We start from the raw sequence: 25158 nt of genomic DNA, 5'->3' as shown, positions 1-25158 counted from the left end.
TCCGGTCAGGGCCGCGGGGCTCAGGCGGCGGTTTGAACGCGTTTGCGGTACTGCTCCAGGAAGCGAGCGATGCGGCCGATGGCCTCACGCAGATCATCCTCATGGGGCAGGAACACGATGCGGAAGTGGTCGGTATCCGGCCAGTTGAAGCCGGTGCCCTGCACCAGCATGACGCGGGTTTCCTCGAGCAACTCGAGGAAGAACTGCTGGTCATTCTCGATCGGGTAGACCGCCGGGTCCAGGCGCGGGAACATGTACAGCGCCGCGGTCGGCTTGACGCAGCTGACCCCCGGGATGGCGGTGATCAGTTCGTAGGCCAGGTCGCGCTGGCGGCGCAGGCGTCCGCCCTCGCAGACCAGGTCGTTGATGCTTTGGTAACCGCCCAGCGCGGTCTGGATCGCATACTGGCCCGGCACGTTGGAGCACAGGCGCATGTTGGAGAGCATGTTGAGGCCCTCGATGTAGTCACGCGCCGGCTTCTTGTCGCCCGACACCACCATCCAGCCCGCCCGGTAGCCGCAGCTGCGGTAGCTTTTGGACAGGGAGTTGAAGGTCAGGGTCAGCACGTCTTCGCTGAGCGAACCGATCGCGGTGTGCTTGACGCCGTCGTACAGCACCTTGTCGTAGACCTCGTCGGCAAAGATCACCAGACCGTGTTCGCGGGCGATGGCCACGATGGCCTTGAGCAGGTCGTCCGAGTACAGGGCGCCGGTCGGGTTGTTGGGGTTGATCACCACAATGCCCTTGGTGCGCGGGGTGATCTTGGCCCGGATGTCGTCGAGGTTGGGCATCCAGCCGTTGTCTTCGTCGCAGCGGTAATGCACCGGGCGGGCGCCCGACAGGCTGACGGCAGCAGTCCACAGCGGGTAATCGGGCGACGGCAACAACAGCTCGTCACCGTTGTCGAGCAAGGCGTTGGTGGCCATGACGATCAACTCGCTGGCGCCATTGCCCAGGTAGATGTCGTCGAGCGTGACGTTCTTGATGCCCTGCTGCTGGGTGTAGTGCATCACGGCCTTGCGTGCCGCGAAGATGCCCTTGCTGTCCGAGTACCCGGCCGAATTCGGCAGGTTGCGGACCATGTCCTGCTGGATTTCCTCGGGGGAATCGAAACCGAACACCGCCAGATTGCCAATGTTGAGCTTGATGATCTTTTGACCTTCGTCTTCCATCTGACGCGCTCGGTCCATGATGGGACCGCGGATGTCGTAGCAGACGTTGGCAAGCTTGGCAGATTTCTGGACGGTTTTCATAGTGTCGGGAATGTCCCCTCCGGTGTTAAGTCATCAGAAGCGAAACCTATAATTTGACCACAGTTCTGCGCCCACCCAGTGCAGCGCCCCCTGACTGGCCCAACGCACCATGAAACTCCAACCCGACAAGTACGACGTTCCCTCCATCAATGGCTACGGCCCGGGTTGGATTGCCATCGATGGCCAGAAGCACCACGGCAGTGTGGTGGTCAGCAGCCAGGGCGAGCAATTCGACTGGGGCGCGACCCGCTTTGAAGACCTCAACGAAGGCCATTTCGCCCAACTGGCGGCGCTGGACTGCGAGGTGGTGGTGTTCGGCAGCGGCCTGCGCAACCGGTTCCCGCCAGCGGCCTGGTTGCGCCCCCTGATGGAACGCCGCATCGGCCTCGAAACCATGGACACCCAGGCCGCCTGCCGCACCTACAACATCCTCGCGGGCGAGGGTCGCAAGGTGGCCGCAGCCCTGCTGCTGGAGGACGCGCAAGCGCCATCACCCTGATGCGGCGGTTTTCAGGGTAAAATCTCGAGTTGCGGATGGGGGGGCCAAAGAGAGAGGTGCAATGCCTCCATACCCGACCATCTTAGGTCACACCTGTCACACGAGATTGAAGTTCTATGGCGATCGTTGTCAACAAGTCCATTCCCGAATTCGAAGCGAACGCAACGGGTGGGATCAAGGTGTCGAACACGTCCCACCACGGCCAGATCGTGGTGCTGTATTTTTACCCCAAGGACAATACCCCGGGTTGCACCACGGAAGCCATGCAATTCCGTGACAAGTACAAGGACTTTGTCAAGGCCGGCGCCACCGTGTTCGGCGTGTCGCGCGACAACATGAAGTCGCACGACGAGTTCAAGCTCAAGCTCGAACTGCCGTTCGAACTGATCGCCGACACCGAAGAAAAAATGTGCCACATGTTCGGCGTGGTCAAGAACAAGATCATGTACGGCAAGAAGGTCAAGGGCATCGAGCGCAGCACCTTCCTGATCGGCCCCGATGGCGTGCTGGTCGAAGAATGGCGCGGCCTCAAAGTGCCGGGCCACGTCGATGAAGTCTTGAAGTCGGTCAAGGCCCTGAAGGCGCTCAAGAAGGCCGCCTGACCCCGCGCCGGCCAAGCCGGCAGCGTCATCAGACTCATGCATAATGGGTCGCATATGCCGCTGGTTTCGCACCGCCACACCGATCAAAAAGCCGCCCAGGCCTCCTGGCGGCTTTTTTGCTTTTGGGTTGCGGCCCAGGCCAGCACCGCGCTCGCGCCTTCTTATCTGTCAGTGCTCTTCAGGAGTCCGTTCATCCATGCCTCTGCCGCCCGCCCCGTCTAAAAAAGCCACCATCCTGCCCGGCAGCGCCTACGACAGCAACGCCAGCCGCAGCAGCCGCCCCCCCCGAGCCCGCGGCAAGACCGACGACGCGCCGGACACCGAGCGCCACGCCCAAGCCCGACAAAGCCCCACGCTGGAGGTCGCGACCCACCCCGAGCCGTCGCCAGCGCCGAGCCCGGCGCGCGGCCGACGCAAGGCCTCGACCCAGGTGTCGTCGCTGCTGAGCGCCCCGGCGGTCGCCAGCGTGGAAGCGCCCAGCGCCGCCCCTGTGGTCGCACCGGCGCCCACTCCCTCCCCGGCCGCGCCGACCAGCGCCCGCGGCGGCAAGCGCCGCGCCAGCCCCACCCCCGCCCCGGTGGAAGCCATCACCGAAGCCCCGGCACCGGCCGAACTGGCCACGCCGACCCCGCGCGCCCGCAAGCCGCGCCACAGCGGTCCGACCAAGCTGTTTGTGCTCGACACCAACGTGCTGATGCACGACCCGATGTGCCTGTTCCGCTTCGAGGAACACGACATCTTCTTGCCGATGATCGTGCTCGAAGAGCTCGACGGTCACAAGAAGGGCATGACCGAAGTGGCGCGCAACGCCCGCCAGACCAGCCGGTCGCTCGACGCCCTCGCGGGCGCCCAGGGTGCCGACATCGGAGCCGGCCTGAAGCTCGACACCACCGGTCACCGCGAAGCCGGCGGCAAGCTGTTCTTCCAGACCCAGCCACTGGACTACAGCCTGCCCACCAGCCTGCCCCAGGGCAAGGCCGACAACCAGATCCTGGGCGTGGTCGAAGCGCTGCGCAAGCTGCACAGCACCGAAGGCGCCTCGGGCAACAGCCCGCGCGAGGTGGTGCTGGTGTCCAAGGACATCAACATGCGGGTCAAGGCCCGCGCGCTGGGCCTGGCCGCCGAGGACTACCAGAACGACAAAACCCTCGAGGACGGCGACCTGCTGTATTCGGGCGCGCTGGCCTTGCCGGCCGACTTCTGGACCAAGAACGGCAAGTCGGTGGAGAGCTGGCAAAACGGCGCCCACACCTACTACCGCATTGCCGGCCCGATCGTGCCCAACCTGCTGATCAACCAGTTTGTGTACTTCGAGGCCCCGGGTGAGCCCAGCCTGTACGCCCGGGTGACCGAGATCCGCGGCAAGACCGCCGTGCTGCAGACCCTGAAGGACTACGCCCACGCCAAGAACTCGATCTGGGGCGTGACCACACGCAACCGCGAGCAGAACTTCGCGATGAACCTGCTGATGGACCCGGAAGTCGACTTCGTCACCCTGGCCGGCACCGCCGGCACCGGCAAGACGCTGATGGCCCTGGCCGCCGGCCTGACCCAGGTGCTGGACGACCGCCGCTACACCGAGATCATCATGACCCGCGCCACCGTCAGCGTGGGCGAGGACATCGGCTTCCTGCCCGGCACCGAGGAAGAAAAAATGGGCCCCTGGATGGGTGCCCTCGACGACAACCTCGAGTTCCTGGCCAAGGGCGATGGCGGCAACGCCGGCGAATGGGGCCGCGCGGCCACCAACGAACTGATCCGCAGCCGCATCAAGATCAAGAGCATGAACTTCATGCGTGGGCGTACTTTCATGAACAAGTACGTGATCATCGACGAGGCACAGAACCTCACGCCCAAGCAGATGAAGACCCTGATCACCCGCGCCGGCCCGGGCACCAAGATCGTGTGCATGGGCAACCTCGCGCAGATCGACACACCCTACCTCACCGAAGGGTCGTCGGGCCTGACCTTTGCCGTCGACAAGTTCAAGGGCTGGCCCCACAGCGGGCACATCACCCTGGCGCGCGGCGAACGCTCGCGCCTGGCGGACTTCGCCAGCGAGGTGCTCTGACCCCTTCGGGGCCCCTCCCAGGCGCCCCGCCCTGAAAAAGCCCGCCCTCTGGCGGGCTTTTTTTCGCCTGGGCGCGACCGCCCCAGCCCCAGCCCCAGCGTCGGCGCACGCCAGCGCCTGCGCCGTGAATTGCATTGGCCGTGGGGGCTTGAAAGGCGCAGCAGACGCGCTGGCCATCCCGCTCAAAGCGCCGCGGGCACCTTCGACGCCAAGCCGCGGCAGAAGAACTGGGCCACCTGCTGGTGCAACGCGTCGCCCCCCAGGCGCTCGTAGTCCACATGGGTGGCCCCCGGGATCAAGCGCCATTGCTTGGGTTCGCGCGCGGCCTCGTATACCGCGCGTGACACGCTCATGGGCGCATCGCGGTCCTGGTCACCCGCCACCACCAACAAGGGACGCGGGGCGATCGCCGCCACCAGGTCGCCCGGGTGGACCCGGTCCAGCCGCACCCCCGCCCAGCTGAACTCCTGCCCCAGCAACCAGGCGTTGAAGCGCCCCGTGGGGCCCGCCATGAACAGCAGCTCATCGGGCAGCGAGGTCCAGACCGCCTTGAGCACCACGGCACGGATGCGCGGATCCTGCGCCGCCACCATGGCCACGGTGTAGGCACCAATCGAGAAACCCACCGCCCCCAGGCGCTGCGGATCGACGTCGGGCTGCGCTTGCACAAAATCCAGCGCACCACGCAAATCGTCTTGTTCGTGGTCACCCCAGGTCTGGGTGTCGCCATCGCTCTCGCCATTGGCGCGGTTGTCGTACAACAAAACCCCCAGGCCACGCTGCGACAAGGCCACCGCCTCCTCGAGGAACCAGGCCCGGTTGGCCCCGGCCCCGTGCACCATGACCACCGCAGCCCCGCTGTGCGAGGGCACGTACCAACCCCGCAAGGTCAAGCCATCGGTGGTGTTGAAACTGACCTCGCGCAAGCCCGGCAAGCGCGCCTGGGCCTGCGCGCGCTCCTCGGCGGTGAGCGCCTGGCGCGCCGGGTGCAGCATGTGGTGCACCACCTGCTCATGGCGCCAAAGGCGCCAGCCCACCAACACACAGGCCAGCCAACACAAGCCCAGCAACACCCCCCATCCACGCCGCCCCAAGCGACGGTGGGCAACAGACAACAGATGGCGGGCAGCGGGCTGGGACATGGGCGGTTGGCAGATTTAAAAGTCGTCGGAAGCCCCCATCGCCAAGGTTTCGAACCGAGTCTGCGCCTTGTGGAAATACAGCTTCACCGTCCCGGTCGGACCGTTACGCTGCTTGCCGATGATGACCTCAGCGAGATTCTGATCCTTGCTTTCCTTGTTGTAGTAGTCGTCTCTGTAAATAAACATGATGATGTCCGCATCCTGCTCGATGGCGCCGGACTCACGCAAGTCACTCATCATGGGGCGCTTGTCGGTGCGCTGCTCCACGCTTCGGTTCAGCTGCGACAGTGCGATCACCGGGCACTGAAGCTCCTTGGCCAACATCTTCAAGCCCCGCGAGATTTCACCGAGTTCAGTGGCACGGTTGTCGGCACTGGCTGCCGACCCCGAACCGCTCATCAGCTGCAGGTAGTCGACCACGATCAAACCCATCTTGCCGCACTGCCGCGCCAGCCGGCGCGAGTTGGCGCGCAACTCGCCGGGCGACAAGCCCGGGGTTTCATCGATGTGCAGCGACACGGTGCGCAGGCGCTCAATGGCCTCGGTCAGGCGCGGCCACTCGTCATCGGTCAGCTTGCCCGTGCGCAGGTTACCCTGGTTGATGCGCCCGATCGAACCCACGATACGCACCGCCAGCTGCGCGGCGCCCATTTCCATCGAGAACACCGCCACCGGCAGGCCCTCGTTGACAGCCACGTGCTCGGCGATGTTGATGGCGAAAGCGGTCTTGCCCATCGAGGGACGCGCGGCCAGCACCACCAAGTCACCCGGCTGCAGACCCGAGGTCATGCGGTCCAGGTCGTGGAAGCCGGTCGGCACCCCGGTGATGTCGTTGGTGTTGTCGGCCATTTCCTGGACGCGGTCCAGCAGGTCGACCACCAGCGAGTCCATGGACTGAAAGCCCTGCTTGTTGCGCGAACCCTCTTCACCGATGTTGAAGATCTTGGCTTCGGCCTCGTCCAGGATCTTCTCCACCGGCCGCCCCTTGGGGTTGAAGGCCGCGGTGGCGATCTCGTCGCTGGCGGTGACCAGCTTGCGCAGCACCGCGCGCTCGCGCACGATCTCGGCATAGCGCCGGATGTTGCTGGCACTGGGCACGTACTGGGCCAGGTTGTTCAGGTAGGTCAGCCCCCCCACCTCTTCGGACTTGCCCAGGTTCTGCAGGCGCTCGTACACCGTGATCACGTCGGCCGGCTTGGAGGCGTTGATCAACGCCCCCAGCACCCCAAAGATCACCCGGTGCTCGTAGCGGTAAAAGTCGCCCTCGGCCAGCACGTCGCCGACGCGGTCCCAGGCGCTGTTGTCCAGCAGCAAACCGCCGAGCACACTGGACTCGGCCTCGATGGAGTGCGGCGGCACGCGCAGTTGCGAGACCTCGCGGTCGACATCGGCCACCGCGGCCGCGGGGCTGGGGGACGACGCCAGCGGGGGGATCGACTCCACGGGCGGCAGGTCATGCAGCAAGTCGTCGGGCGACGGCGGGTGGAATTCAGGTTCGAAATCCGGATCCATGGGGGGAAATACAGCGGACATGGCTTTCCTTGACAACCTTTGATCGTACGCGCTTCGGCCCCGAACGTCTGGGACAAGGCTGTGGATAAGCTGTGACCCCAGCGTGGACAGGCCTGGGACAAGCCCGGACCACACGGCCCGAGCCATCCACCAAAAAGAAAAGCCGCCCGAAGGCGGCTTCTCAGAAGCACGGATGCTGCGTGATCAGGCGGTTTCGCCGTACACGGACACGTTGACTTCAACCACCACGTCGGTGTGCAGAGCCACGCTGATGGTGCTGTCGCCGACGGTCTTCAGGGGACCGTTGGGCAGGCGGATCTGGGCCTTGACGACCTTGTAGCCTTGCTTGTTCAGTTCTTCAGCGATGTCGTGGTTGGTCACAGAACCAAACAGACGGCCGTCCACGCCAGCCTTTTGGGTCAGCTTGACGGTGGTACCGGCCAGCTTTTCGCCTTGGGCTTGGGCTTCGGCCAGCTTGGCGGCAGCGGCCTTTTCGAGTTCGGCGCGCTTGGCTTCGAACTCAGCCTTGGCGGCTTCGGTGGCGCGGCGAGCGCGGCCCGAAGGGATCAGGAAGTTGCGGGCGTAGCCGTCCTTGACCTTGACGATTTCGCCCAGGTTACCCAGGTTCACAACCTTGTCGAGCAGAATGATTTGCATGGTTGTTCTCCTTAGATCTTGTGCTGGTCGCTGTACGGCACCAGGGCCAGGAAGCGAGCGCGCTTGATGGCGGTGTTCAGCTGGCGTTGGTAGATGGCGCGCGTGCCGGTCAGGCGAGCGGGGATGATCTTGCCGTTTTCAGCGATGAAATCGCGCAGGGTGTCAACGTCCTTGTAGTCGATTTCTTCGACGCCAGCGACGGTGAAGCGGCAGAAGCGCTTGCGCTTGAACAGCAGGGACTGGGTGTTGCGCTTCGGGCGCTTGTCTTTGTTGAACTTCTTGAACGTGGCCATGTTGGCCTCCTGAAATTTAATCTTGCTGGAATTCCTGAATGTGAAACACAACCGTCTTGACGTTGCGGGGGGTGGCGAGAAATCCGGTGAATTTCAAGACCGTGCCCAGCGACTGTCTGGCCAGTCGCTCGGCTTGCGCCCCCAGGGCCACTGCCCGCATGGCGACTTGCACCTTGCGTTGCTGACCTGCCTCTTCGACTTGCGACTCGGCTTCGAGTCGCACGTCCAGTGCAGGCAAACCAGCAGGGGTGAATCGCATCGGCTTGGCCTCAACGATCACGGCAGTCAATACAAAGTGGTTCACATTCCCTATGAATCAGTCAGTCGAATCGCGCAGGCCAGATCAGTTGGCAGCGGCGAATTCAGCTTGCTGGGCCTTGCGGGCCTCTTCACGCTCGACGGTCTTCATCATCGAAGACGGGCCGGTGTCAGCCTTCTTCTTGACGACGGTCAGGTGACGCAGCACGGCATCGTTGAACTTGAACGCGTGTTCCAGTTCGGCCATCACAGCTTGGTCAGCTTCGATGTTGACGCACAGGTAGTGGGCCTTGGCCAGCTTGTTGATCAGGTACGCCAGTTGACGACGGCCCCAGTCTTCCACGCGGTGGATCTTGCCGCCGCCGGCGGTGATCATGCCCTTGTAGCGCTCCAGCATGGCCGGAACCTGTTCGCTCTGATCCGGGTGAATCAGCAAAACGATTTCATAATGACGCATTGAGTACTCCTTCTGGGTGAAGCCGTCCGCTGCGCCTGTAGCAGTACGGCAAGGCAAAGCCCACGAGTATACCAGCGCTCCTGCGAATTTCGCAAGCGTTCACGCTGCGTGGGAACGGAATGAAAGCAGTGGACAATCCACGCCTTGAAAAGTTCCGGGCCGCCCCAAGATACGCGGCATCCCGTTTCGTCAACTGATCGACTCCAAGCACAATGTCTGATTCCAAAGAAAACCAACAGCAGGCCATGGCCGGCGGACCGATGAGCCCCGAAGAACTGGAAGCCGCTCAGGCCGCCAACGACGTTGAAGCCCTGGCCCAGGCCCAAGCCGAACTCGCCGCCCTGAAGGCCAAGAGCGCCGATCTGGCCGATCAGTTCCTGCGCGCCAAGGCCGAGGCCGAGAACGCCCGCCGCCGCGCCGAAGAAGAAGTCGCCAAAGCGCGCAAGTTCGGCATCGAGAGCTTTGCCGAAAGCCTGCTGCCCGTGGCCGACAGCCTTGAAGCCGGCCTGGCCATCAAGGACGCCACCCCCGAACAGATCCGCGAAGGCGCCGAAGCCACGCTGCGCCAACTGAGCGCCGCCCTCGAGCGCAACAAGGTGCTGGCCATCAACCCGCCCGCCGGCAGCAAGTTCGACCCGCACCTGCACCAAGCCATCAGCATGGTGCCCGCCGACCAGGAAGCCAACACCGTGGTGTCCGTGCTGCAAAAAGGCTATTCCATCGCCGACCGCACCCTGCGCCCGGCCCTGGTGACGGTGGCCGCCCCCAAATAAAGACGCGGTGAACGGCTCGACCGGGCTTGAAACCGGGCGAGTTATCCACACCTCATCAACAGATTCAATTCACACCCAAGCGGCCGGCCAGACCAGCCGCAGGTTCAAAACACAGGAGTAAATCATGGGAAAAATCATCGGCATCGACCTGGGCACGACCAACAGCTGCGTGTCCGTCATGGAAGGCAACACCACCAAGGTGATTGAGAACTCGGAAGGCGCCCGCACCACGCCGTCCATCGTGGCTTACCAGGAAGACGGCGAAGTGCTGGTCGGCGCCTCGGCCAAGCGCCAGGCCGTGACCAACCCCAAGAACACGCTGTACGCGATCAAGCGCCTGATCGGCCGCAAGTTCACCGAAAAAGAAGTCCAGAAGGACATCAACCTGATGCCCTACTCCATCGTGGCCGCCGACAACGGCGACGCCTGGGTGGAAGTGCGTGGCAAGCAGATCTCGGCCCAGCAAGTGTCGGCCGACATCCTGCGCAAGATGAAGAAGACCGCCGAGGACTACCTGGGCGAAGCCGTGACCGAGGCCGTGATCACCGTGCCGGCCTACTTCAACGACGCCCAGCGCCAAGCCACCAAGGACGCTGGCCGCATCGCCGGTCTGGATGTGAAGCGCATCATCAACGAACCGACCGCAGCAGCCCTGGCCTTTGGCCTGGACAAGTCGGAAAAGGGCGACCGCAAGATCGCCGTGTATGACCTGGGCGGCGGCACCTTCGACGTCTCGATCATCGAAATCGCCGACGTCGACGGCGAAAAGCAATTCGAAGTGCTGTCCACCAACGGCGACACCTTCCTGGGTGGCGAAGACTTCGACCAACGCATCATTGACCACATCATCACCGAGTTCAAGAAGGAGCAAGGCGTTGACCTGTCCAAGGACGTGCTGGCCCTGCAACGCCTGAAGGAAGCCGCCGAAAAGGCCAAGATCGAGCTGTCGTCCTCGGCCGCCACCGACCTGAACCTGCCCTACATCACCGCTGACGCATCGGGCCCCAAGCACCTGAACATCAAGCTGACCCGCGCCAAGCTGGAACAACTGGTGGAAGAGCTGATCGAGCGCACCATCGCCCCCTGCCGCATGGCCATCAAGGACGCTGGCGTGTCGGTCGGCGAAATCGACGACGTGATCCTGGTCGGCGGCATGACCCGCATGCCCAAGGTGCAAGAGAAGGTCAAGGAATTCTTCGGGAAGGACCCGCGCAAGGACGTGAACCCCGATGAAGCCGTGGCCGTTGGCGCGGCCATCCAAGGCCAAGTGCTGTCGGGCGACCGCAAGGACGTGCTGCTGCTGGACGTCACCCCCCTGTCCCTGGGCATCGAAACCCTGGGCGGCGTGATGACCAAGATGATCCAGAAGAACACCACCATCCCGACCAAGTTCGCTCAGACCTATTCCACCGCCGACGACAACCAGCCGGCCGTGACCATCAAGGTCTACCAGGGTGAACGCGAAATGGCCTCGGGCAACAAGCTGCTGGGTGAGTTCAACCTCGAAGGCATCCCGCCCGCACCGCGTGGCGTGCCCCAGATTGAAGTGTCCTTCGACATCGACGCCAACGGCATCCTGCACGTCGGTGCCAAGGACAAGGGCACCGGCAAGGAAAACAAGATCACCATCAAGGCCAACTCGGGCCTGTCGGAAGAAGAAATCCAGAAGATGGTGAAGGATGCCGAGCTGAACGCCGCCGAGGACAAGAAGAAGCTCGAACTGGTGCAAGCCCGCAACCAAGGCGAAGCCACCGTGCACAGCGTCAAGAAGAGCCTGGGCGAACACGGCGACAAGCTCGATGCCGGCGACAAGGACAAGATCGAAGCCGCCGTCAAGGACCTCGAAGAAGCCCTCAAGGGTGACGACAAGGCCGCCATCGAAGAAAAGAGCAACGCCCTGATGACCGCCAGCCAAAAGCTGGGCGAGAAGGTCTACGCGGCCGAGCAAGCTGCCCAGGCGGCTGCCGCCGGGGGGGCCGAAGCCGCAGGCGCTGCTGGCGCGGAATCTGCTTCCAAGCCCGCTGACGACAACGTGGTGGACGCCGAAGTCAAGGAAGTGAAGAAGGGCTGATCGCCCCTCGCCTTTCTGCATGGCCCGCCGCGCTGTGCCCTGAACAGGGCCCTGCGCGGCGTTTGTGTTGAAACCGGCTCGGAAAACCCATGGCTAAACGAGACTTTTACGAAATCCTGGGCGTCAGCAAGACCGCCTCGGATGAAGAAATCAAGAAGGCTTATCGCAAGCTCGCGATGAAGCACCACCCTGACCGCAACCAGGGTGATGCCGCCAAAGCTGCCGAGGAGAAATTCAAGGAAGCCAAGGAAGCCTACGAAATGCTCAGCGACCCGCAAAAGCGGGCGGCCTACGACCAGCATGGCCACGCGGGCGTGGACCCCAACATGCGCGGCCCGGGCGGCGAAGGCTACGGCGGCTTTGCCGAAGCCTTTGGCGACATCTTCGGCGACATGTTCGGCCAGCAGCGCGGCGGTGGCCGGGCCGGTGGCCGCCAGGTCTACCGCGGCGGTGACCTGAGCTACGCGATGGAAATCACCCTCGAGGAAGCCGCGCGCGGCAAGGATGCACAGATCCGCATCCCGAGCTGGGACAGCTGCGACACCTGCCACGGCTCGGGCGCCAAGCCCGGCACCAGCGCCAAGACCTGCGGCACCTGCAACGGCCAGGGCAGCGTGCAGATGCGCCAAGGCTTCTTCAGCGTGCAACAAACCTGCCCGACCTGCCGCGGCAGCGGCAAGGTGATCCCCGAGCCCTGCACCGTGTGCCACGGCCAGGGCAAGATCAAGAAGCAGAAGACGCTCGAGGTCAAGATCCCCGCCGGCATCGACGACGGCATGCGCATCCGCAGCGTGGGCAACGGCGAACCCGGTACCAACGGTGGCCCGCCGGGCGACCTGTACATCGAGATCCGCCTCAAGAAGCACGACATCTTCGAGCGCGACGGCGACGACCTGCACTGCTCGGTGCCGGTGAGCTTCATCACCGCCGCCCTGGGCGGCGAGATCGAAGTCCCGACCCTGCAAGGCAAGGCCGCCATCGACATCCCCGAAGGCACCCAGGCCGGCAAGCAGTTCCGACTGCGCGGCAAGGGCATCAAGGGCGTGCGCGCCAGCTACCCGGGCGACCTGTACTGCCACATCGCGGTCGAGACACCGGTCAAGCTGACCGAGCACCAGCGCAAGCTGCTGCGCGAACTCGAAGAGTCGCTCAAGAAAGGCGGTGGCAAGCATTCGCCCAGCGGAGACAGCTGGACCGACCGCCTGAAGAACTTCTTCAGCTGAAGTCGGCACCGACTCAGCCCCCCTTCAAAAGCCCGCCCAGTGCGGGCTTTTTTCATGCCTGCGCGCCAGCGCCCAGGGCCAGACCTCGCCACAAAAAAGAAGGCAGCCATCGTCGATGGAGAATTCGGAAGGCAAAAAACCCGTAGAAAATAGATAATTCATCTTCAACCGAGATGAATCAAAGCCACATGAAAAGCTCAGAGCGCAATTTCGCCCGTCGAATCGACCTCACCTCGCTGCAACTCTTCGTCGCCGTGTGCGAGCTGGGCAGCATTGGCAAGGCCGCGGAACGCGAGTTCATCGCGGCCTCGGCGGTCAGCAAACGCCTGAGCGACCTGGAAGCCACCGTCGACACCCAGTTGCTGTACCGCCACAGCCGGGGCGTTCGCCTGACCCCGGCCGGCGAAAGCCTGCTGCACCACGCCCGCACCGTGCTCTACGGCCTCGAGAAAATGCAGGGTGAACTCAGCGAATACGCCGATGGCGTGCGCGGCCACGTGCGCATCCACGCCAACATTTCGGCCATCGTGCAGTTTCTGCCCGAGGACCTGGGCGCCTTCACACGCGAGCACGAGCAGATCAAGATCGACCTCGAAGAACACCTCAGCCCCGACGTGATGCAGGCCGTCAGCGAAGGCGCCGCCGACCTTGGCATCTGCCATGTGCGCGACAGCGCCAGCCTGGGCACGCCGCTGCAGACCCTGCCCTACCGCGAAGACCGCCTGGTGCTGGTGCTGCCGCACGACCACCCGCTGGCCGGCCAGAGCGAAGCCAGTTTTGCCGACGTGCTGGACCACGACATCGTGGGCCTGCACGCCAACAGCAGCATCAGCCTGGCGATGCAGCAGGCCGCCGCCGCCGCGGGCCGCACGCTCAAGCTGCGCATCCAGGTCACCGGGCTGGACGCCATGTACCGCATGATCGACAACGGTCTGGGCGTTGGCGTGCTGCCAGACCGCGCCTTTGCGCTGATGCAGGGCGTGGGCCAGTTGCAGGCCGTGCGCCTGACCGACGACTGGGCCCACCGCGAACTGCGCATCGTGGCACGCGACTTCCAGGCCCTGCCCATGACGGCGCGCCTGCTGGCCGAGCACCTGCGCGCCAGCCAGCCCCCGCGCCAACCCGAACCTCCCGCACGGGCCGGCGCCCGCCCGGAGCCCCACCCCACCAGCGTGACCGCGGTGGCCCCGGCCACGCCGACCCGGGCCCAGGCCCTGCCCGCCTAAAATTCAATTCCTCACGAAAGACCAGAGAACCACCATGGGACGCACCCTTTACGACAAGATCTGGGACGAACACGTCGTTCACACCGAAGAAGACGGCACGTCCATCCTCTACATCGACCGCCACCTGGTGCACGAAGTCACCAGCCCGCAAGCCTTTGAAGGCCTGCGCGAGGCCGGCCGCAAGGTCTGGCGCGTGAGCTCCATCGTCGCCACCGCCGACCACAACACCCCGACGACAGGCTGGGAACTGGGCTACGACGGCATCACCGACCCGATCAGCAAAGAACAGATCACCACGCTGGACAGCAACATCAAGGAATTCGGCGCCGCCGCGTTCTTCCCGTTCATGTCCAAGCGCCAAGGCATCGTGCACGTGATCGGCCCGGAGAACGGCGCCACCCTGCCCGGCATGACCGTGGTCTGCGGCGACTCGCACACCTCCACCCACGGTGCCTTCGGCGCACTGGCCCACGGCATCGGCACCAGCGAGGTCGAGCACGTCATGGCCACGCAGACCCTGCTGGCCAAGAAGGCCAAGAACCTGCTGATCAAGGTCGAGGGCACGGTCACCAAGGGCGTCACGGCCAAGGACATCGTGCTGGCCATCATCGGCAAGATCGGTACCGCCGGCGGCACCGGCTACACCATCGAGTTCGCCGGTTCGGCGATCCGTGCGCTGTCGATGGAAGGCCGCATGACGGTCTGCAACATGGCCATCGAAGCCGGCGCCCGCGCGGGTCTGGTGGCCGTGGACGACAAGACCATCGAGTACGTCAAGGGCCGCCCGCTGGCCCCGACCGGGGTCGAACTCGAGCAGGCCATCGCCTACTGGAAGACCTTGCACTCGGACGCCGACGCCGTCTTCGACGCGGTGGTCGAACTCGACGCCGCCCAGATCGTGCCGCAAGTCACCTGGGGCACCTCGCCCGAAATGGTGCTGGGCATTGACGCCCGGGTGCCCGATCCCGACAAGGAAAAGGACGCCAACAAGCGCGGCGCCATCGAACGTGCGCTGACCTACATGAACCTCGAACCTGGCAAGGCGCTGAACGACATCTTCGTCGACAAGGTGTTCATTGGCTCCTGCACCAACAGCCGCATCGAAGACATGCGCGAAGCCGCGGCCGTGGTCAAGCGCCTGGGCCAGAAAGTGGCCAAGAACATCAAGGTGGCGATGGTGGTGCCGGGTTCGGGCCTGGTCAAGGAACAGGCCGAACGCGAAGGCCTGGACCAGATCTTCAAGGCCGCGGGCTTTGAATGGCGCGAACCGGGCTGCTCGATGTGCCTGGCCATGAATGCCGACCGCCTCGAGCCAGGCGAGCGCTGCGCCTCGACCAGCAACCGCAACTTTGAAGGCCGCCAAGGCGCCGGGGGCCGCACCCACCTGGTGAGCCCCGCCATGGCGGCGGCCGCTGCCGTGCACGGTCACTTCGTCGACGTCCGTCAATTTGCCTGAAGGAGCTCCGCCATGAACCGACTCACCACCGCACTGACCCTCACTGCCCTGGTCGCTCTGATGGGTTGCAACACTGTCAGAGGCCTGGGCGAGGACGTCCAAAAAGCCGGCTCGGCGATTGAAAACGCCGCCAAGAAATAAGAACGAACCGCCATGAAAAAATTCACCGTGCACAAGGGCCTCGTGGCCCCGATGGACCGCGAGAACGTCGACACCGACGCCATCATTCCCAAGCAGTTCCTGAAGTCGATCCGCAAGACCGGCTTCGGCCCCAACCTGTTTGACGAATGGCGTTATCTGGACCACGGCGAGCCGGGCCAGGACCCCGCCAGCCGCAAACCCAACCCCGACTTCGTGCTGAACCAGCCGCGCTACCAAGGCGCTTCGATCCTGCTGGCACGCAAGAACTTCGGTTGCGGCTCCTCGCGCGAGCACGCGCCCTGGGCGCTGGACCAATTTGGCTTCCGCACCATCATTGCGCCGAGCTTTGCCGACATCTTCTTCAACAACAGCTTCAAGAACGGCCTGCTGCCGATCCAGTTGCCCGAGGCCACCGTGGCCCAGTTGTTTGACGAAGTGCTGGCCTTCCCGGGCTACCAGCTCACCATCGACCTGGAGCGCCAGGTGATCGTGCGCCCGCAAGGCGAAGAGATCCCGTTTGAAGTCAACGCCTTCCGCAAGTACTGCCTGCTGAACGGCTTCGACGACATCGGCCTGACCCTGCGCCAGTCCGACAAGATCAAGGCGTTTGAAGCCGAACGCCTGGCCCAGAAGCCCTGGCTGGCCCAAACCATGGTCGGCTGAGCCGACCTCCTTTTTAGCCCTCGTGTTGTTGGCCGGCGCAGCCGGTCGTTTGAAAGTGTTGTCTCATGAAAATCGCCATCCTGCCCGGTGACGGCATTGGTACCGAAATCGTGGCCGAAGCGGTCAAGGTCCTGAACGTGCTGGACCTGAAGTTTGAAACCGAAACCGCCCTCGTCGGCGGTGCCGCCTACGAAGCCCACGGCCACCCACTGCCCGAGTCGACCCTCAAGCTGGCCAAGGAATCGGACGCCATCCTGTTCGGCGCCGTGGGCGACTGGAAATACGACAAGCTCGACCGACCGCTGCGCCCCGAACAAGCCATCCTGGGCCTGCGCAAGAACCTGGGCCTGTTTGCCAATTTCCGTCCCGCCATCTGCTACGAGCAGCTGGTGGGCGCGTCGAGCCTGAAGCCCGAGCTGATCGCGGGCCTGGACATCCTGATCATCCGCGAGCTGACCGGCGACATCTACTTCGGTCAACCGCGCGGCCGCCGCACCGCCGTGGACGGCCACTTCCCTGGCGCCGAAGAAGCCTTCGACACCATGCGCTATTCGCGCCCCGAGGTGGAGCGCATCGCCCACGTCGCCTTCCAGGCGGCCCGCAAGCGCAGCAAGCGTGTGACCAGCGTGGACAAGGCCAACGTGCTCGAAACCTTCCAGTTCTGGAAGGACATCATGATCGAAGTGGGCCAGCAGTACCCCGACGTGGAACTCGACCACATGTACGTCGACAACGCCGCCATGCAACTGGTCAAGGCCCCCAAGAAGTTCGACGTGGTGGTGACCGGCAACATGTTCGGCGACATCCTGTCCGACGAGGCCGCGATGCTGACCGGCTCGATCGGCATGCTGCCCTCGGCCAGCCTGAATTCGAGCAACCAAGGCCTGTACGAACCGAGCCATGGCAGCGCCCCCGACATCGCCGGCAAGGGCATTGCCAATCCTTTGGCTACAATACTCTCCGCTGCCATGATGCTCCGCTTCTCCCTCAACCAAGCCGAAGCCGCCGACCGAATCGAGTCCGCGGTGCAATCGGTGCTGGCTGCTGGCCTCAGAACCGTTGACATCTACTCGGAAGGCACAACCAAGGTCAGCACCCGCGAAATGGGTGATGCCGTGGTGGCTGCCATTACCAAGACGACCATTAAAGGCTAAGCAGTAGCCCGGTTCGTCACGCCCTCCCCGGCCCGACGAGCCGGGGACAAGAAGATTTCATTTTTCTGAAAGGGCAATGTGATGAAGGTAGGTAATCTCGTAGGTTTGGTGGGTTGGCGCGGCATGGTCGGCTCGGTGCTGATCGACCGCATGACGGCTGAGGGTGACTTCGGCCTGATCGAACCCGTTTTCTTCTCGACTTCCAACGCCGGTGGCCAGGCCCCCGCGCAAGCGAAGAACGAAACCGTCCTGCAGGACGCCTACAACATCGACGCGCTCAAGCGCTGCGACATCATCCTGACCGCACAAGGCGGGGACTACACCACCGAGGTATTCCCCAAGCTGCGTGCCGCCGGCTGGAACGGCCACTGGATCGACGCCGCCTCCACCCTGCGCATGAAGGACGACGCCGTCATCATCCTGGACCCAGTCAACCTGCCGGTGATCAAGGACGCCTTGGCCAAGGGCGGCAACAACTGGGTTGGCGGCAACTGCACCGTGAGCTGCATGCTGATGGGCGTGGGTGCGCTGTACAAGGCTGGTCTGGTCGAGTGGATGTCCACCCAGACCTACCAGGCCGCTTCGGGCGGCGGCGCCCAGCACATGCGCGAACTGCTGACCCAGTTCGGCACCCTGAACGCCGAGGTCAAGCACCTGCTGGACGACCCCAAGAGCGCCATCCTGGAAATCGACCGCCAGATCATCGCCAAGCAGCGCAGCCTGAGCGGCGCTGAAACCGCCAACTTCGGCGTGCCCCTGGGCGGTTCGCTGATCCCCTGGATCGACAAGGACCTGGGCAACGGCGTCAGCCGCGAAGAATGGAAGGGCATGGCCGAAACCAACAAGATCCTGGGCATCGGCGAAGGCTTCAACAGCCCGGCCATCCCGGTCGACGGCTTCTGCGTGCGCATTGGCGCGATGCGCTGCCACAGCCAGGCCCTGACCTTCAAGCTCAAGAAGGATGTGCCCGTGGCCGACATCGAAGCCATGATCGCCGCCGACAACCCCTGGGCCAAGGTCGTGCCGAACACCCGTGAAGCCACCATCCAGGACCTGACCCCGGTGGCCGTGACCGGCACCCTGACCATCCCCGTGGGCCGCGTGCGCAAGCTCGCCATGGGCCCCGAGTACGTCGGCGCCTTCACCATCGGTGACCAGCTGCTGTGGGGCGCTGCCGAGCCGCTGCGCCGCATGCTGCGCATCCTGCTCGACGCCTAAATCCCCCGGCGACCCGACAGGCGCGAAGTACGGCTGGACGTTGTGAATTGACAACGTCCAGCCGTTTCGTTCTGGGTCTCGCATCACGCAGGGCCTGTTCAGCAGGCGCCTCAGCTTGTCGGAATAAGGCCTTGATGCTATGGTGCTTTTTCATTATTTGAGTCCGGGCCAAGTTACCCATGTTGAGAAGAGACCTGCCGTTCGACCTGCACCCGGACATCCAAGCATGACATCATCTGCTTCTACGAACCGGTGGAAAAGCACCGCCCTGGCAGCGCTGCTGGTCAGCACGGCCGGGCTCTGGGGTGCAGACGCCCACGCGCTGGCGCTGGGCCGGCTGACGGTCCAGTCCGCGCTGGGAGAGCCCCTGCGCGCCGAGATCGACCTGCCCGACATCACCTCGGCCGAGTTCGACAGCCTGCGCGCCACCCCCGCGTCGCCGGCCAGCTTCCGCACCGCGGGCTTTGAATACAACAGCGCCCTCTCGGGCCTGAACATCGACGTGGTACGCCGCGCCGACGGCCGTGCCGTGCTGCAACTGCGCAGCGACCGCGTGGTCAACGATCCCTTTGTCGACCTCATCCTCGAAGCCAACTGGTCCTCGGGGCGCATCGTGCGCGACTACACCCTGCTGTTTGACCCGCCCGCCGCGCGTCAAACCCCTGCGCCCCCGGTGAACCCGGCCCAGAGCGCGGCGGCGCCCGTGCGCTCGGCCCCGCCCGTGGTGCTGGCCCCGCCTGCGGCGACGCCCGCCCCGGCCCCAGCGCCCGCCCCGGCCCCGGCCCGCCCGGTGGCCCCCGCAGTGGCCAAGGCACCACCGGCGGCCCCCGCCACCCCGGCCCCCACGGGCAACACCGTGACCGTCAAGACCGGTGACACCGCGGGCCGCATTGCCGCCAATGTGAAACCCAGCCAGGTCTCGCTGGACCAGATGCTGGTGGCCCTGATGCGGGCCAACCCCGACGCCTTCCTGCGTGGCAACGTCAACCGGCTCAAGGCCGGTGCCGTGCTGGACATCCCCGACGCCTCGGCCGCCGAGGCCGTGCCCGCGGCCGAAGCCCGGCAGATGATCCAGGCCCAGAGCCGCGACTTCAACGACTTCCGCCGCAAGCTGGCCAACCAGGCCCCGAGCGTGGACGTGGCCCCCGCCGAGCGCAGTGCCAGCGGCAAGGTACAGACCCAGGTCGACGAGAAAAAGCCCCAGGCCGCCGCCCCCGACAAGCTCACCCTGTCCAAGGGCGCCCTGCCCGACAAGGCGGGTGCCGCATCGGCCGAGCAAAAGATCGCCGAAGACAAGCAGGCCAAGGCCCAGGCCGAGCGCCTGGCCGAGCTGAACAAGAACCTCAGCGACCTCAACAAGATCAGCAGCGCCGTGACCGCGACCACCGCGCCGGCACCGGCCACCAAGCCCACCGAAGCCACGGCCACGGTGGCCCCGGCCGCGCCGGTGAGCGTGCCGGCCGCCGCTGTCACGCCACCCGAACCCACGCCCACGGTGGCCGTGGCCGCCCCGGCCGCAGCGCCCGAAGCCCCTGCCGCAGCGCCCCCGGCACCGCCCGCGCCCCCACCGCCGCCCCCGGCGCCGGTGCCGGCCCCGGCTGAAGAAGCAGGCTTCCTGAGCTTCCTGGGCGAAGCCCCCCTGCTGCCCATCGCCGCGGGTGGCGGCATCCTGGCCCTGCTCGGCGGGCTGGGCCTGGTGCGCTGGCTGCGCCGCCGCCGCGCCGGCCATGTGGACAGCTCGTTCCTCGAAAGCCGGCTGCAGCCCGACTCGTTCTTTGGCGCCAGTGGTGGCCAGCGCGTGGACACGCGCGACTCCACCACGGGCTCCTCATCGATGGCCTACTCCCCCAGCCAGCTCGATGCGGGTGACGTGGACCCGGTGGCCGAAGCCGATGTTTACCTGGCCTACGGCCGCGACCTGCAGGCCGAAGAGATCCTCAAAGAGGCCCTCAAGACCAACCCGACCCGCGTCGCCATCCACGCCAAGCTGGCCGAGATCTACGCCAAGCGCCGCGATCTGGTGGCCTTCAACGCGCTGGCACTCGAGGCTTTCCGCCTTACCCAGGGCCAAGGCCCCGAGTGGGACCGCATCCGCGACCTGGGTCGAGAGCTGGACCCGACCAACACGCTCTACACCGACGGGGTGCCCGCACCCGTACCGGCCGAAGCGTCGAACTCGATCCCCTTCAGCGCCCCCACCGAACCGTCGGCCGCGGGCGGTGACCTCGACCTGGATCTGGACCTCGATCTCGACCTGCCCCTCGACGAGGCCCCCAGCAGCGTCCCGCCCCCCCAGCCGGAACGTGATCCGTTTGCCGACCTGAACCTCGACCTCGAGCCCCCCGCGCCGCCGACACCGAGCTTCGCGGACAGCCTGAGCCAGGCCACCCAGGCCGCCGAACTGACGCCCCAGATCGACAGCCCGGCCGTGGACCTGACCGAGGAGCTGGACTTCCCGAACAGCAACGCCACGGCCCCGGCGCGACTCGAACCCGAGCCCGAAGCCCCGGCCAGCGACTCCGGCATGATCGAGTTCGACCTCGACTCGCTGTCGCTCGAACTCGAAAAATCGACCCCGGCCGAGCCCGCGGAGCCCGCACCTGCCGAGCCCGCCGCCCCCCAGGAGCCGACGCTCGACGACTTCGACGACGACCAGGACCTGCAGCCCGAGGACCCGCTGGCCACCAAGCTGGCCTTGGCTGAGGAGTTCAACGCCATCGGCGACGCCGACGGTGCCCGCGCCCTGGTCGAGGAAGTCATTGCCGAAGCCACCGGCAGCCTGAAGACCAAAGCCGAGCGCCTGCTCGAGCAACTGGCTTGAAAGGCCCCTGGACCGAGCTCCGCCCCCCCGTGCGGATGGCCCTCGGCATCAGTTACCGGGGCAGTGCTTACGCGGGCTGGCAAAGCCAGGCCACCGTGCCGACCGTGCAGGACGCGCTCGAGAAGGCCTTGTCGCAGTTTGTCGACCAGCCCATCAACACCCTGTGCGCGGGCCGCACCGACGCCGGGGTGCACGGCTTGATGCAGGTGGTGCACTTTGACACCCACGCGCTGCGGCCTGACGCGTCCTGGGTGCGCGGCACCAATGCTTTCTTGCCGCGCGACATCGCCGTGCAATGGGCGCGGCAGGTGCCGCAGGCTTTCCATTCGCGGGCCTGCGCGCTGCGCCGCCGCTATGTCTATGTGCTGTTGCAGTCGCCCGTGCGGCCCAGCCTGGAGTCGCATTCGGTGGGCTGGGTGTTCCGCAAGCTCAACCAGGACGCCATGCAAGAGGCCGCCAACCTGCTGATCGGCGAGCATGACTTCAGCTCGTTCCGGGCCTCGGCCTGCCAGGCGCTGACCCCTGTCAAGACGCTCTACCAGATCCAGATCCACCGCCGCCCGGCCCGGGCCCAGCAGGATGCGCAGCACGACACGGCCCACCAGTTCGAAGCCTGCTACTGGCGCTTCGAATTCGAAGGCAATGCCTTTTTGCACCACATGATCCGCAACATCATGGGTTGCCTGCTGCAGATTGGGCAGGGCCTGCGCCCCGCCAGCTGGATGGCCGAGGTGCTGGCGGCCCGCTCGCGCGATGCCGCTGCACCCACCTTCGCACCTGACGGGCTGTATTTTTCGGGCCCCGTGTATGGCCCAGAATGGGGGCTGCCCGACCGCACCCCCGCTTTTGACTGGCTGCCATGACCCCAACCTCCCACGCCCCCACCCTGCCACGCACGCGCATCAAGATCTGCGGCCTGACCCGCGAAGAAGACGTCGATGCCGTGGTGGCCAGCGGGGCCGATGCGGTGGGCTTTGTGCTCTACCCGCCCAGCCCGCGCCACGTCAGCGCCGCGCGCGCCGCCGAACTGGCGCGCCGCCTGCCCCCGTTCGTGAGCCCGGTGCTGTTGTTCGTGAACAGCCCTGCCGCCGAGGTCGAAGCCGCCTGCGCGCAAGTGCCCGGCGCAGTGATCCAGTTCCACGGCGACGAAAGCCCGGCCGAGTGCGCCCAGGCCGCGGCGCCCGGTCAGCGCCCCTGGCTGCGCGCGGCCCGAATTCCCCTCGGTTTGTCGGCCCCGGCCTTCGACCTCGTAAAATACGCCTCAGATTACAAGGAAGCCCGCGCCATCCTGCTAGACGCCCATGTGGACGGCTACGGCGGCAGCGGCAAAACATTCAATTGGTCACTCCTGCCTCCAAGCGTCAACTCTCACCTCGTTTTGTCTGGTGGACTCACGCCTGCAAACGTGACCGATGGCATTTTGCAAGTTCGGCCTCGGGGCTTGTCCCTGGCCGTTGATGTGAGCTCGGGGGTCGAGGTGTCCAAAGGCATCAAGTCCGCCGAAAAGATCTTCCAGTTCGTCACGGCCGTGCGCGCCGCCGATGAACAGCTTGCCAAGGCTTCTTTCCATGTTCAGTTACCAACAACCTGACCCCAGCGGTCACTTCGGCATTTACGGCGGCAGTTTTGCCAGCGAAACCCTGACCCACGCGCTGGTCGAGTTGCGCGAGGCCTATGCCAAATACCAGCACGACCCGGCTTTCCAGCAGGAATTTCGCTACGAACTGGCCCACTTTGTCGGCCGCCCCTCCCCGGTCTACCACGCGGCCCGCATGAGCCGCGAAGTCGGCGGTGCGCAGATCTTCCTGAAGCGTGAAGACCTGAACCACACCGGCGCCCACAAGGTCAACAACACCATTGGCCAGGCCATGCTGGCCAAGCGCATGGGCAAGCCCCGCGTGATCGCTGAAACCGGCGCCGGCCAGCACGGTGTGGCCACCGCCACCATCTGCGCGCGCTACGGCCTCGAATGCGTGGTCTACATGGGCAGCGAAGACGTCAAGCGCCAAAGCCCCAACGTCTACCGCATGCACCTGCTCGGCGCCAAGGTGGTGCCGGTGGATTCGGGCAGCAAGACGCTCAAGGACGCGCTCAACGAAGCCATGCGCGACTGGGTCACCAACGTCGAAAACACCTTCTACATCATCGGCACCGTGGCGGGCCCGCACCCCTACCCCATGATGGTGCGCGATTTCCAGAGCGTGATCGGCGAGGAATGCCTGACCCAGATGCCGTCGCTGTTCAAAGAGCTGCACATGGCGGCGGAGCAACCCGACGCGGTGATCGCCTGCGTGGGCGGCGGCAGCAATGCGATGGGCATCTTCCACCCCTACATCCCCTACGAGAAGACGCGCCTGATCGGCGTCGAAGCCGCCGGCGAAGGCCTGGACAGCGGCAAGCACTCGGCCTCGCTGCAAAAGGGCAGCCCGGGCGTGCTGCACGGCAACCGCACCTACATCCTGCAAAACGCGCATGGTCAGATCACCGAGACGCACAGCGTCAGCGCCGGCCTGGACTACCCCGGTGTGGGCCCCGAGCACGCCTACCTGAAGGACATTGGCCGCGCCGAGTACGTGGGCGTGACCGACAGCGAAGCGCTGCAGGCCTTCCACTACCTGTGCCGCACCGAGGGCATCATCCCGGCGCTCGAATCGAGCCACGCCGTGGCCTACGCCATGAAACTGGCCAAGACCATGCGCGCTGACCAGTCGATCCTGGTCAACCTGTCGGGCCGAGGCGACAAGGACATCGGCACCGTGGCCGACCTGAGCCAAGCCGAATTCTTCTGCCGCCCCAGCTGCCGCGGCCAATCCGTCAAAGGCGCCGAACAAGCCATGCAGGTGATCCGATGAGCCGCATTCAAGCCACCCTCGCTGCCCTCCAGGCCCGCGGCCACAAGGCCCTGATCCCCTACGTCACCGCCGGTTTCCCGCAGGCCGACATCACGCCCGACCTGATGCACACCATGGTCGCCTCGGGCGCCGACATCATCGAGCTGGGGGTTCCGTTTTCCGACCCCATGGCCGATGGACCGGTGATCCAGCGTGCCGGCGAAAAGGCCCTGACCTACGGCATTGGCACCTCGCATGTGCTGGCCATGGTCAAGACCTTCCGTGAGCGTGACAACAACACCCCCGTGGTGCTGATGGGCTACGCCAACCCGGTCGAGTGCTATGACCTGCAGCACGGTGCCAATGCCTTCATCCGTGATGCCGCGGCGGCCGGCGTGGACGGGGTGCTGATCGTGGACTACCCGCCCGAGGAATGCCGTGATTTCGCGGCCCGCCTCAAGGCCGCCGGCCTGGACCTGATCTTCCTGCTGGCCCCCACCAGCACGGACGAGCGCATCGCCCAGGTCGCCGAAGTGGCCAGCGGCTATGTGTACTATGTCTCGCTCAAGGGCGTGACCGGTGCCGGCCACCTGGACACCGACGCGGTCGAGGCCGCGCTGCCCCGCATCCGCCGGCATGTCAAAATCCCGGTCGGCGTGGGCTTCGGCATCCGCGACGCCCAAACTGCCGTGGCCGTGTCCCGCGTCGCTGACGCGGTGGTCATTGGCAGCAAGATCATCCAGCTGATCGAAGATCTTCCGCGCGAGCAGGCGCTCACCGCGTGTGGCGCCTTCCTGAGCGAGATCCGATCGGCATTGAACCAAAGTCAGGCCTGAC

Annotated in this window: 24 protein-coding genes; 17 read left to right on the top strand and 7 right to left on the bottom strand. The window is 65.2% G+C overall.

The window, feature by feature from the left end; genetic code table 11:
* Positions 1–20 precede the first annotated feature (20 nt).
* The gene (locus PSQ40_RS08160) at positions 21–1253 is read right to left on the bottom strand and encodes a pyridoxal phosphate-dependent aminotransferase (protein WP_273950466.1); all 1233 of its coding nucleotides are present in this window, start codon (positions 1251–1253) and stop codon (positions 21–23) included.
* 109 nt (positions 1254–1362) lie between these two features.
* Between PSQ40_RS08160 and PSQ40_RS08155 the strand changes: the two genes are divergently transcribed.
* From PSQ40_RS08155 to PSQ40_RS08145, 3 genes are all read left to right on the top strand, one after another.
* Positions 1363–1752, top strand: a complete 390-nt coding sequence (locus tag PSQ40_RS08155; RefSeq protein ID WP_273950465.1) for an Mth938-like domain-containing protein — start codon at positions 1363–1365, stop codon at positions 1750–1752.
* Between the two features lie 116 nt (positions 1753–1868).
* On the top strand, positions 1869–2354 hold the full coding sequence (locus PSQ40_RS08150) for a peroxiredoxin (protein ID WP_273950464.1): 486 nt from the start codon (positions 1869–1871) through the stop codon (positions 2352–2354).
* A 196-nt stretch (positions 2355–2550) separates the two neighbouring features.
* Positions 2551–4425, top strand: coding sequence for a PhoH family protein (locus PSQ40_RS08145; protein WP_273950461.1), 1875 nt, complete (start codon positions 2551–2553; stop codon positions 4423–4425).
* A 182-nt stretch (positions 4426–4607) separates the two neighbouring features.
* On the opposite strand, the gene PSQ40_RS08140 is transcribed toward PSQ40_RS08145, so the two are convergent.
* The 6 genes from PSQ40_RS08140 to rpsF form a co-directional block, all read right to left on the bottom strand.
* A complete protein-coding gene (locus PSQ40_RS08140) occupies positions 4608–5567 on the bottom strand; it encodes an alpha/beta hydrolase (protein ID WP_273950458.1) in 960 nt (319 codons plus the stop codon).
* Positions 5568–5582: 15 nt separating this feature from the next.
* Entirely contained in the window at positions 5583–7100 is a 1518-nt protein-coding gene (dnaB, locus tag PSQ40_RS08135; RefSeq protein ID WP_409338563.1) for a replicative DNA helicase, read from the bottom strand.
* Positions 7101–7283: 183 nt separating this feature from the next.
* On the bottom strand, positions 7284–7736 hold the full coding sequence (gene rplI / locus PSQ40_RS08130; protein ID WP_273950454.1) for a 50S ribosomal protein L9: 453 nt from the start codon (positions 7734–7736) through the stop codon (positions 7284–7286).
* Positions 7737–7747: 11 nt separating this feature from the next.
* On the bottom strand, positions 7748–8029 hold the full coding sequence (gene rpsR / locus PSQ40_RS08125) for a 30S ribosomal protein S18 (RefSeq protein ID WP_011794373.1): 282 nt from the start codon (positions 8027–8029) through the stop codon (positions 7748–7750).
* Between the two features lie 16 nt (positions 8030–8045).
* On the bottom strand, positions 8046–8342 hold the full coding sequence (priB, locus tag PSQ40_RS08120) for a primosomal replication protein N (protein ID WP_409338571.1): 297 nt from the start codon (positions 8340–8342) through the stop codon (positions 8046–8048).
* Positions 8343–8372: 30 nt separating this feature from the next.
* On the bottom strand, positions 8373–8744 hold the full coding sequence (gene rpsF / locus PSQ40_RS08115) for a 30S ribosomal protein S6 (protein ID WP_273950450.1): 372 nt from the start codon (positions 8742–8744) through the stop codon (positions 8373–8375).
* 212 nt (positions 8745–8956) lie between these two features.
* On the opposite strand from rpsF, the gene grpE reads away from it, so the two are divergent.
* The 14 genes from grpE (at position 8957) to trpA (ending at position 25157) form a co-directional block, all read left to right on the top strand.
* Positions 8957–9517 (top strand): nucleotide exchange factor GrpE, encoded by a 561-nt coding sequence (grpE, locus tag PSQ40_RS08110; protein WP_273950448.1) that lies wholly within the window; start codon positions 8957–8959, stop codon positions 9515–9517.
* Between the two features lie 124 nt (positions 9518–9641).
* Complete coding sequence (gene dnaK / locus PSQ40_RS08105) at positions 9642–11588, top strand: molecular chaperone DnaK (RefSeq protein WP_273950445.1); 1947 nt, start codon at positions 9642–9644, stop codon at positions 11586–11588.
* Between the two features lie 89 nt (positions 11589–11677).
* Complete coding sequence (gene dnaJ, locus PSQ40_RS08100; protein WP_273950444.1) at positions 11678–12811, top strand: molecular chaperone DnaJ; 1134 nt, start codon at positions 11678–11680, stop codon at positions 12809–12811.
* Positions 12812–12999: 188 nt separating this feature from the next.
* Positions 13000–14037 (top strand): LysR family transcriptional regulator, encoded by a 1038-nt coding sequence (locus PSQ40_RS08095; RefSeq protein WP_273950442.1) that lies wholly within the window; start codon positions 13000–13002, stop codon positions 14035–14037.
* 34 nt (positions 14038–14071) lie between these two features.
* Positions 14072–15493, top strand: coding sequence for a 3-isopropylmalate dehydratase large subunit (gene leuC / locus PSQ40_RS08090; protein WP_273950440.1), 1422 nt, complete (start codon positions 14072–14074; stop codon positions 15491–15493).
* A 12-nt stretch (positions 15494–15505) separates the two neighbouring features.
* A complete protein-coding gene (locus PSQ40_RS08085; RefSeq protein ID WP_273950438.1) occupies positions 15506–15634 on the top strand; it encodes an entericidin A/B family lipoprotein in 129 nt (42 codons plus the stop codon).
* 12 nt (positions 15635–15646) lie between these two features.
* Positions 15647–16297, top strand: coding sequence for a 3-isopropylmalate dehydratase small subunit (gene leuD / locus PSQ40_RS08080; RefSeq protein WP_273950437.1), 651 nt, complete (start codon positions 15647–15649; stop codon positions 16295–16297).
* A gap of 65 nt (positions 16298–16362) precedes the next feature.
* On the top strand, positions 16363–17451 hold the full coding sequence (leuB, locus tag PSQ40_RS08075) for a 3-isopropylmalate dehydrogenase (protein ID WP_273927229.1): 1089 nt from the start codon (positions 16363–16365) through the stop codon (positions 17449–17451).
* An 81-nt stretch (positions 17452–17532) separates the two neighbouring features.
* Complete coding sequence (asd, locus tag PSQ40_RS08070; protein ID WP_273950435.1) at positions 17533–18669, top strand: aspartate-semialdehyde dehydrogenase; 1137 nt, start codon at positions 17533–17535, stop codon at positions 18667–18669.
* 226 nt (positions 18670–18895) lie between these two features.
* Positions 18896–21490 carry a FimV/HubP family polar landmark protein gene (locus PSQ40_RS08065; protein WP_273950433.1) on the top strand — a complete coding sequence of 865 codons (2595 nt, stop codon included), beginning with the start codon at positions 18896–18898 and terminating at the stop codon, positions 21488–21490.
* A gap of 29 nt (positions 21491–21519) precedes the next feature.
* On the top strand, positions 21520–22353 hold the full coding sequence (truA, locus tag PSQ40_RS08060; protein WP_273950431.1) for a tRNA pseudouridine(38-40) synthase TruA: 834 nt from the start codon (positions 21520–21522) through the stop codon (positions 22351–22353).
* Positions 22350–23081 carry a phosphoribosylanthranilate isomerase gene (locus PSQ40_RS08055; protein WP_273950430.1) on the top strand — a complete coding sequence of 244 codons (732 nt, stop codon included), beginning with the start codon at positions 22350–22352 and terminating at the stop codon, positions 23079–23081. Before truA ends, PSQ40_RS08055 begins: the two co-directional genes overlap by 4 nt.
* Positions 23059–24342: a tryptophan synthase subunit beta gene (trpB, locus tag PSQ40_RS08050; RefSeq protein WP_273950428.1), complete on the top strand. Its 1284-nt coding sequence runs from the start codon at positions 23059–23061 to the stop codon at positions 24340–24342. Before PSQ40_RS08055 ends, trpB begins: the two co-directional genes overlap by 23 nt.
* The gene (gene trpA / locus PSQ40_RS08045; protein WP_273950426.1) at positions 24339–25157 is read left to right on the top strand and encodes a tryptophan synthase subunit alpha; all 819 of its coding nucleotides are present in this window, start codon (positions 24339–24341) and stop codon (positions 25155–25157) included. The genes trpB and trpA overlap by 4 nt, the downstream gene beginning before the upstream one ends.
* Position 25158: the final 1 nt, after the last annotated feature.

Origin of the sequence: Curvibacter cyanobacteriorum (genome assembly GCF_028649475.1) — a bacterium.
In the GTDB taxonomy this organism is placed as follows: domain Bacteria; phylum Pseudomonadota; class Gammaproteobacteria; order Burkholderiales; family Burkholderiaceae_C; genus Curvibacter; species Curvibacter cyanobacteriorum.
Note: the sequence above shows the minus strand (reverse complement) of the source record. Positions and strands in the feature narration are given on the sequence as shown.

What these genes read in the sequence shown, in the direction of transcription:
- PSQ40_RS08160 (WP_273950466.1), bottom strand. Translation starts at nt 1,253, where the DNA reads ATGAAAACCGTCCAGAAATCTGCCAAGCTTGCCAACGTCTGCTACGAC.
- PSQ40_RS08155 (WP_273950465.1), top strand. Translation starts at nt 1,363, where the DNA reads ATGAAACTCCAACCCGACAAGTACGACGTTCCCTCCATCAATGGCTAC.
- PSQ40_RS08150 (WP_273950464.1), top strand. Translation starts at nt 1,869, where the DNA reads ATGGCGATCGTTGTCAACAAGTCCATTCCCGAATTCGAAGCGAACGCA.
- PSQ40_RS08145 (WP_273950461.1), top strand. Translation starts at nt 2,551, where the DNA reads ATGCCTCTGCCGCCCGCCCCGTCTAAAAAAGCCACCATCCTGCCCGGC.
- PSQ40_RS08140 (WP_273950458.1), bottom strand. Translation starts at nt 5,567, where the DNA reads ATGTCCCAGCCCGCTGCCCGCCATCTGTTGTCTGTTGCCCACCGTCGC.
- dnaB (WP_409338563.1), bottom strand. Translation starts at nt 7,100, where the DNA reads ATGTCCGCTGTATTTCCCCCCATGGATCCGGATTTCGAACCTGAATTC.
- rplI (WP_273950454.1), bottom strand. Translation starts at nt 7,736, where the DNA reads ATGCAAATCATTCTGCTCGACAAGGTTGTGAACCTGGGTAACCTGGGC.
- rpsR (WP_011794373.1), bottom strand. Translation starts at nt 8,029, where the DNA reads ATGGCCACGTTCAAGAAGTTCAACAAAGACAAGCGCCCGAAGCGCAAC.
- rpsF (WP_273950450.1), bottom strand. Translation starts at nt 8,744, where the DNA reads ATGCGTCATTATGAAATCGTTTTGCTGATTCACCCGGATCAGAGCGAA.
- grpE (WP_273950448.1), top strand. Translation starts at nt 8,957, where the DNA reads ATGTCTGATTCCAAAGAAAACCAACAGCAGGCCATGGCCGGCGGACCG.
- dnaK (WP_273950445.1), top strand. Translation starts at nt 9,642, where the DNA reads ATGGGAAAAATCATCGGCATCGACCTGGGCACGACCAACAGCTGCGTG.
- dnaJ (WP_273950444.1), top strand. Translation starts at nt 11,678, where the DNA reads ATGGCTAAACGAGACTTTTACGAAATCCTGGGCGTCAGCAAGACCGCC.
- PSQ40_RS08095 (WP_273950442.1), top strand. Translation starts at nt 13,000, where the DNA reads ATGAAAAGCTCAGAGCGCAATTTCGCCCGTCGAATCGACCTCACCTCG.
- leuC (WP_273950440.1), top strand. Translation starts at nt 14,072, where the DNA reads ATGGGACGCACCCTTTACGACAAGATCTGGGACGAACACGTCGTTCAC.
- PSQ40_RS08085 (WP_273950438.1), top strand. Translation starts at nt 15,506, where the DNA reads ATGAACCGACTCACCACCGCACTGACCCTCACTGCCCTGGTCGCTCTG.
- leuD (WP_273950437.1), top strand. Translation starts at nt 15,647, where the DNA reads ATGAAAAAATTCACCGTGCACAAGGGCCTCGTGGCCCCGATGGACCGC.
- leuB (WP_273927229.1), top strand. Translation starts at nt 16,363, where the DNA reads ATGAAAATCGCCATCCTGCCCGGTGACGGCATTGGTACCGAAATCGTG.
- asd (WP_273950435.1), top strand. Translation starts at nt 17,533, where the DNA reads ATGAAGGTAGGTAATCTCGTAGGTTTGGTGGGTTGGCGCGGCATGGTC.
- PSQ40_RS08065 (WP_273950433.1), top strand. Translation starts at nt 18,896, where the DNA reads ATGACATCATCTGCTTCTACGAACCGGTGGAAAAGCACCGCCCTGGCA.
- PSQ40_RS08055 (WP_273950430.1), top strand. Translation starts at nt 22,350, where the DNA reads ATGACCCCAACCTCCCACGCCCCCACCCTGCCACGCACGCGCATCAAG.
- trpB (WP_273950428.1), top strand. Translation starts at nt 23,059, where the DNA reads ATGTTCAGTTACCAACAACCTGACCCCAGCGGTCACTTCGGCATTTAC.
- trpA (WP_273950426.1), top strand. Translation starts at nt 24,339, where the DNA reads ATGAGCCGCATTCAAGCCACCCTCGCTGCCCTCCAGGCCCGCGGCCAC.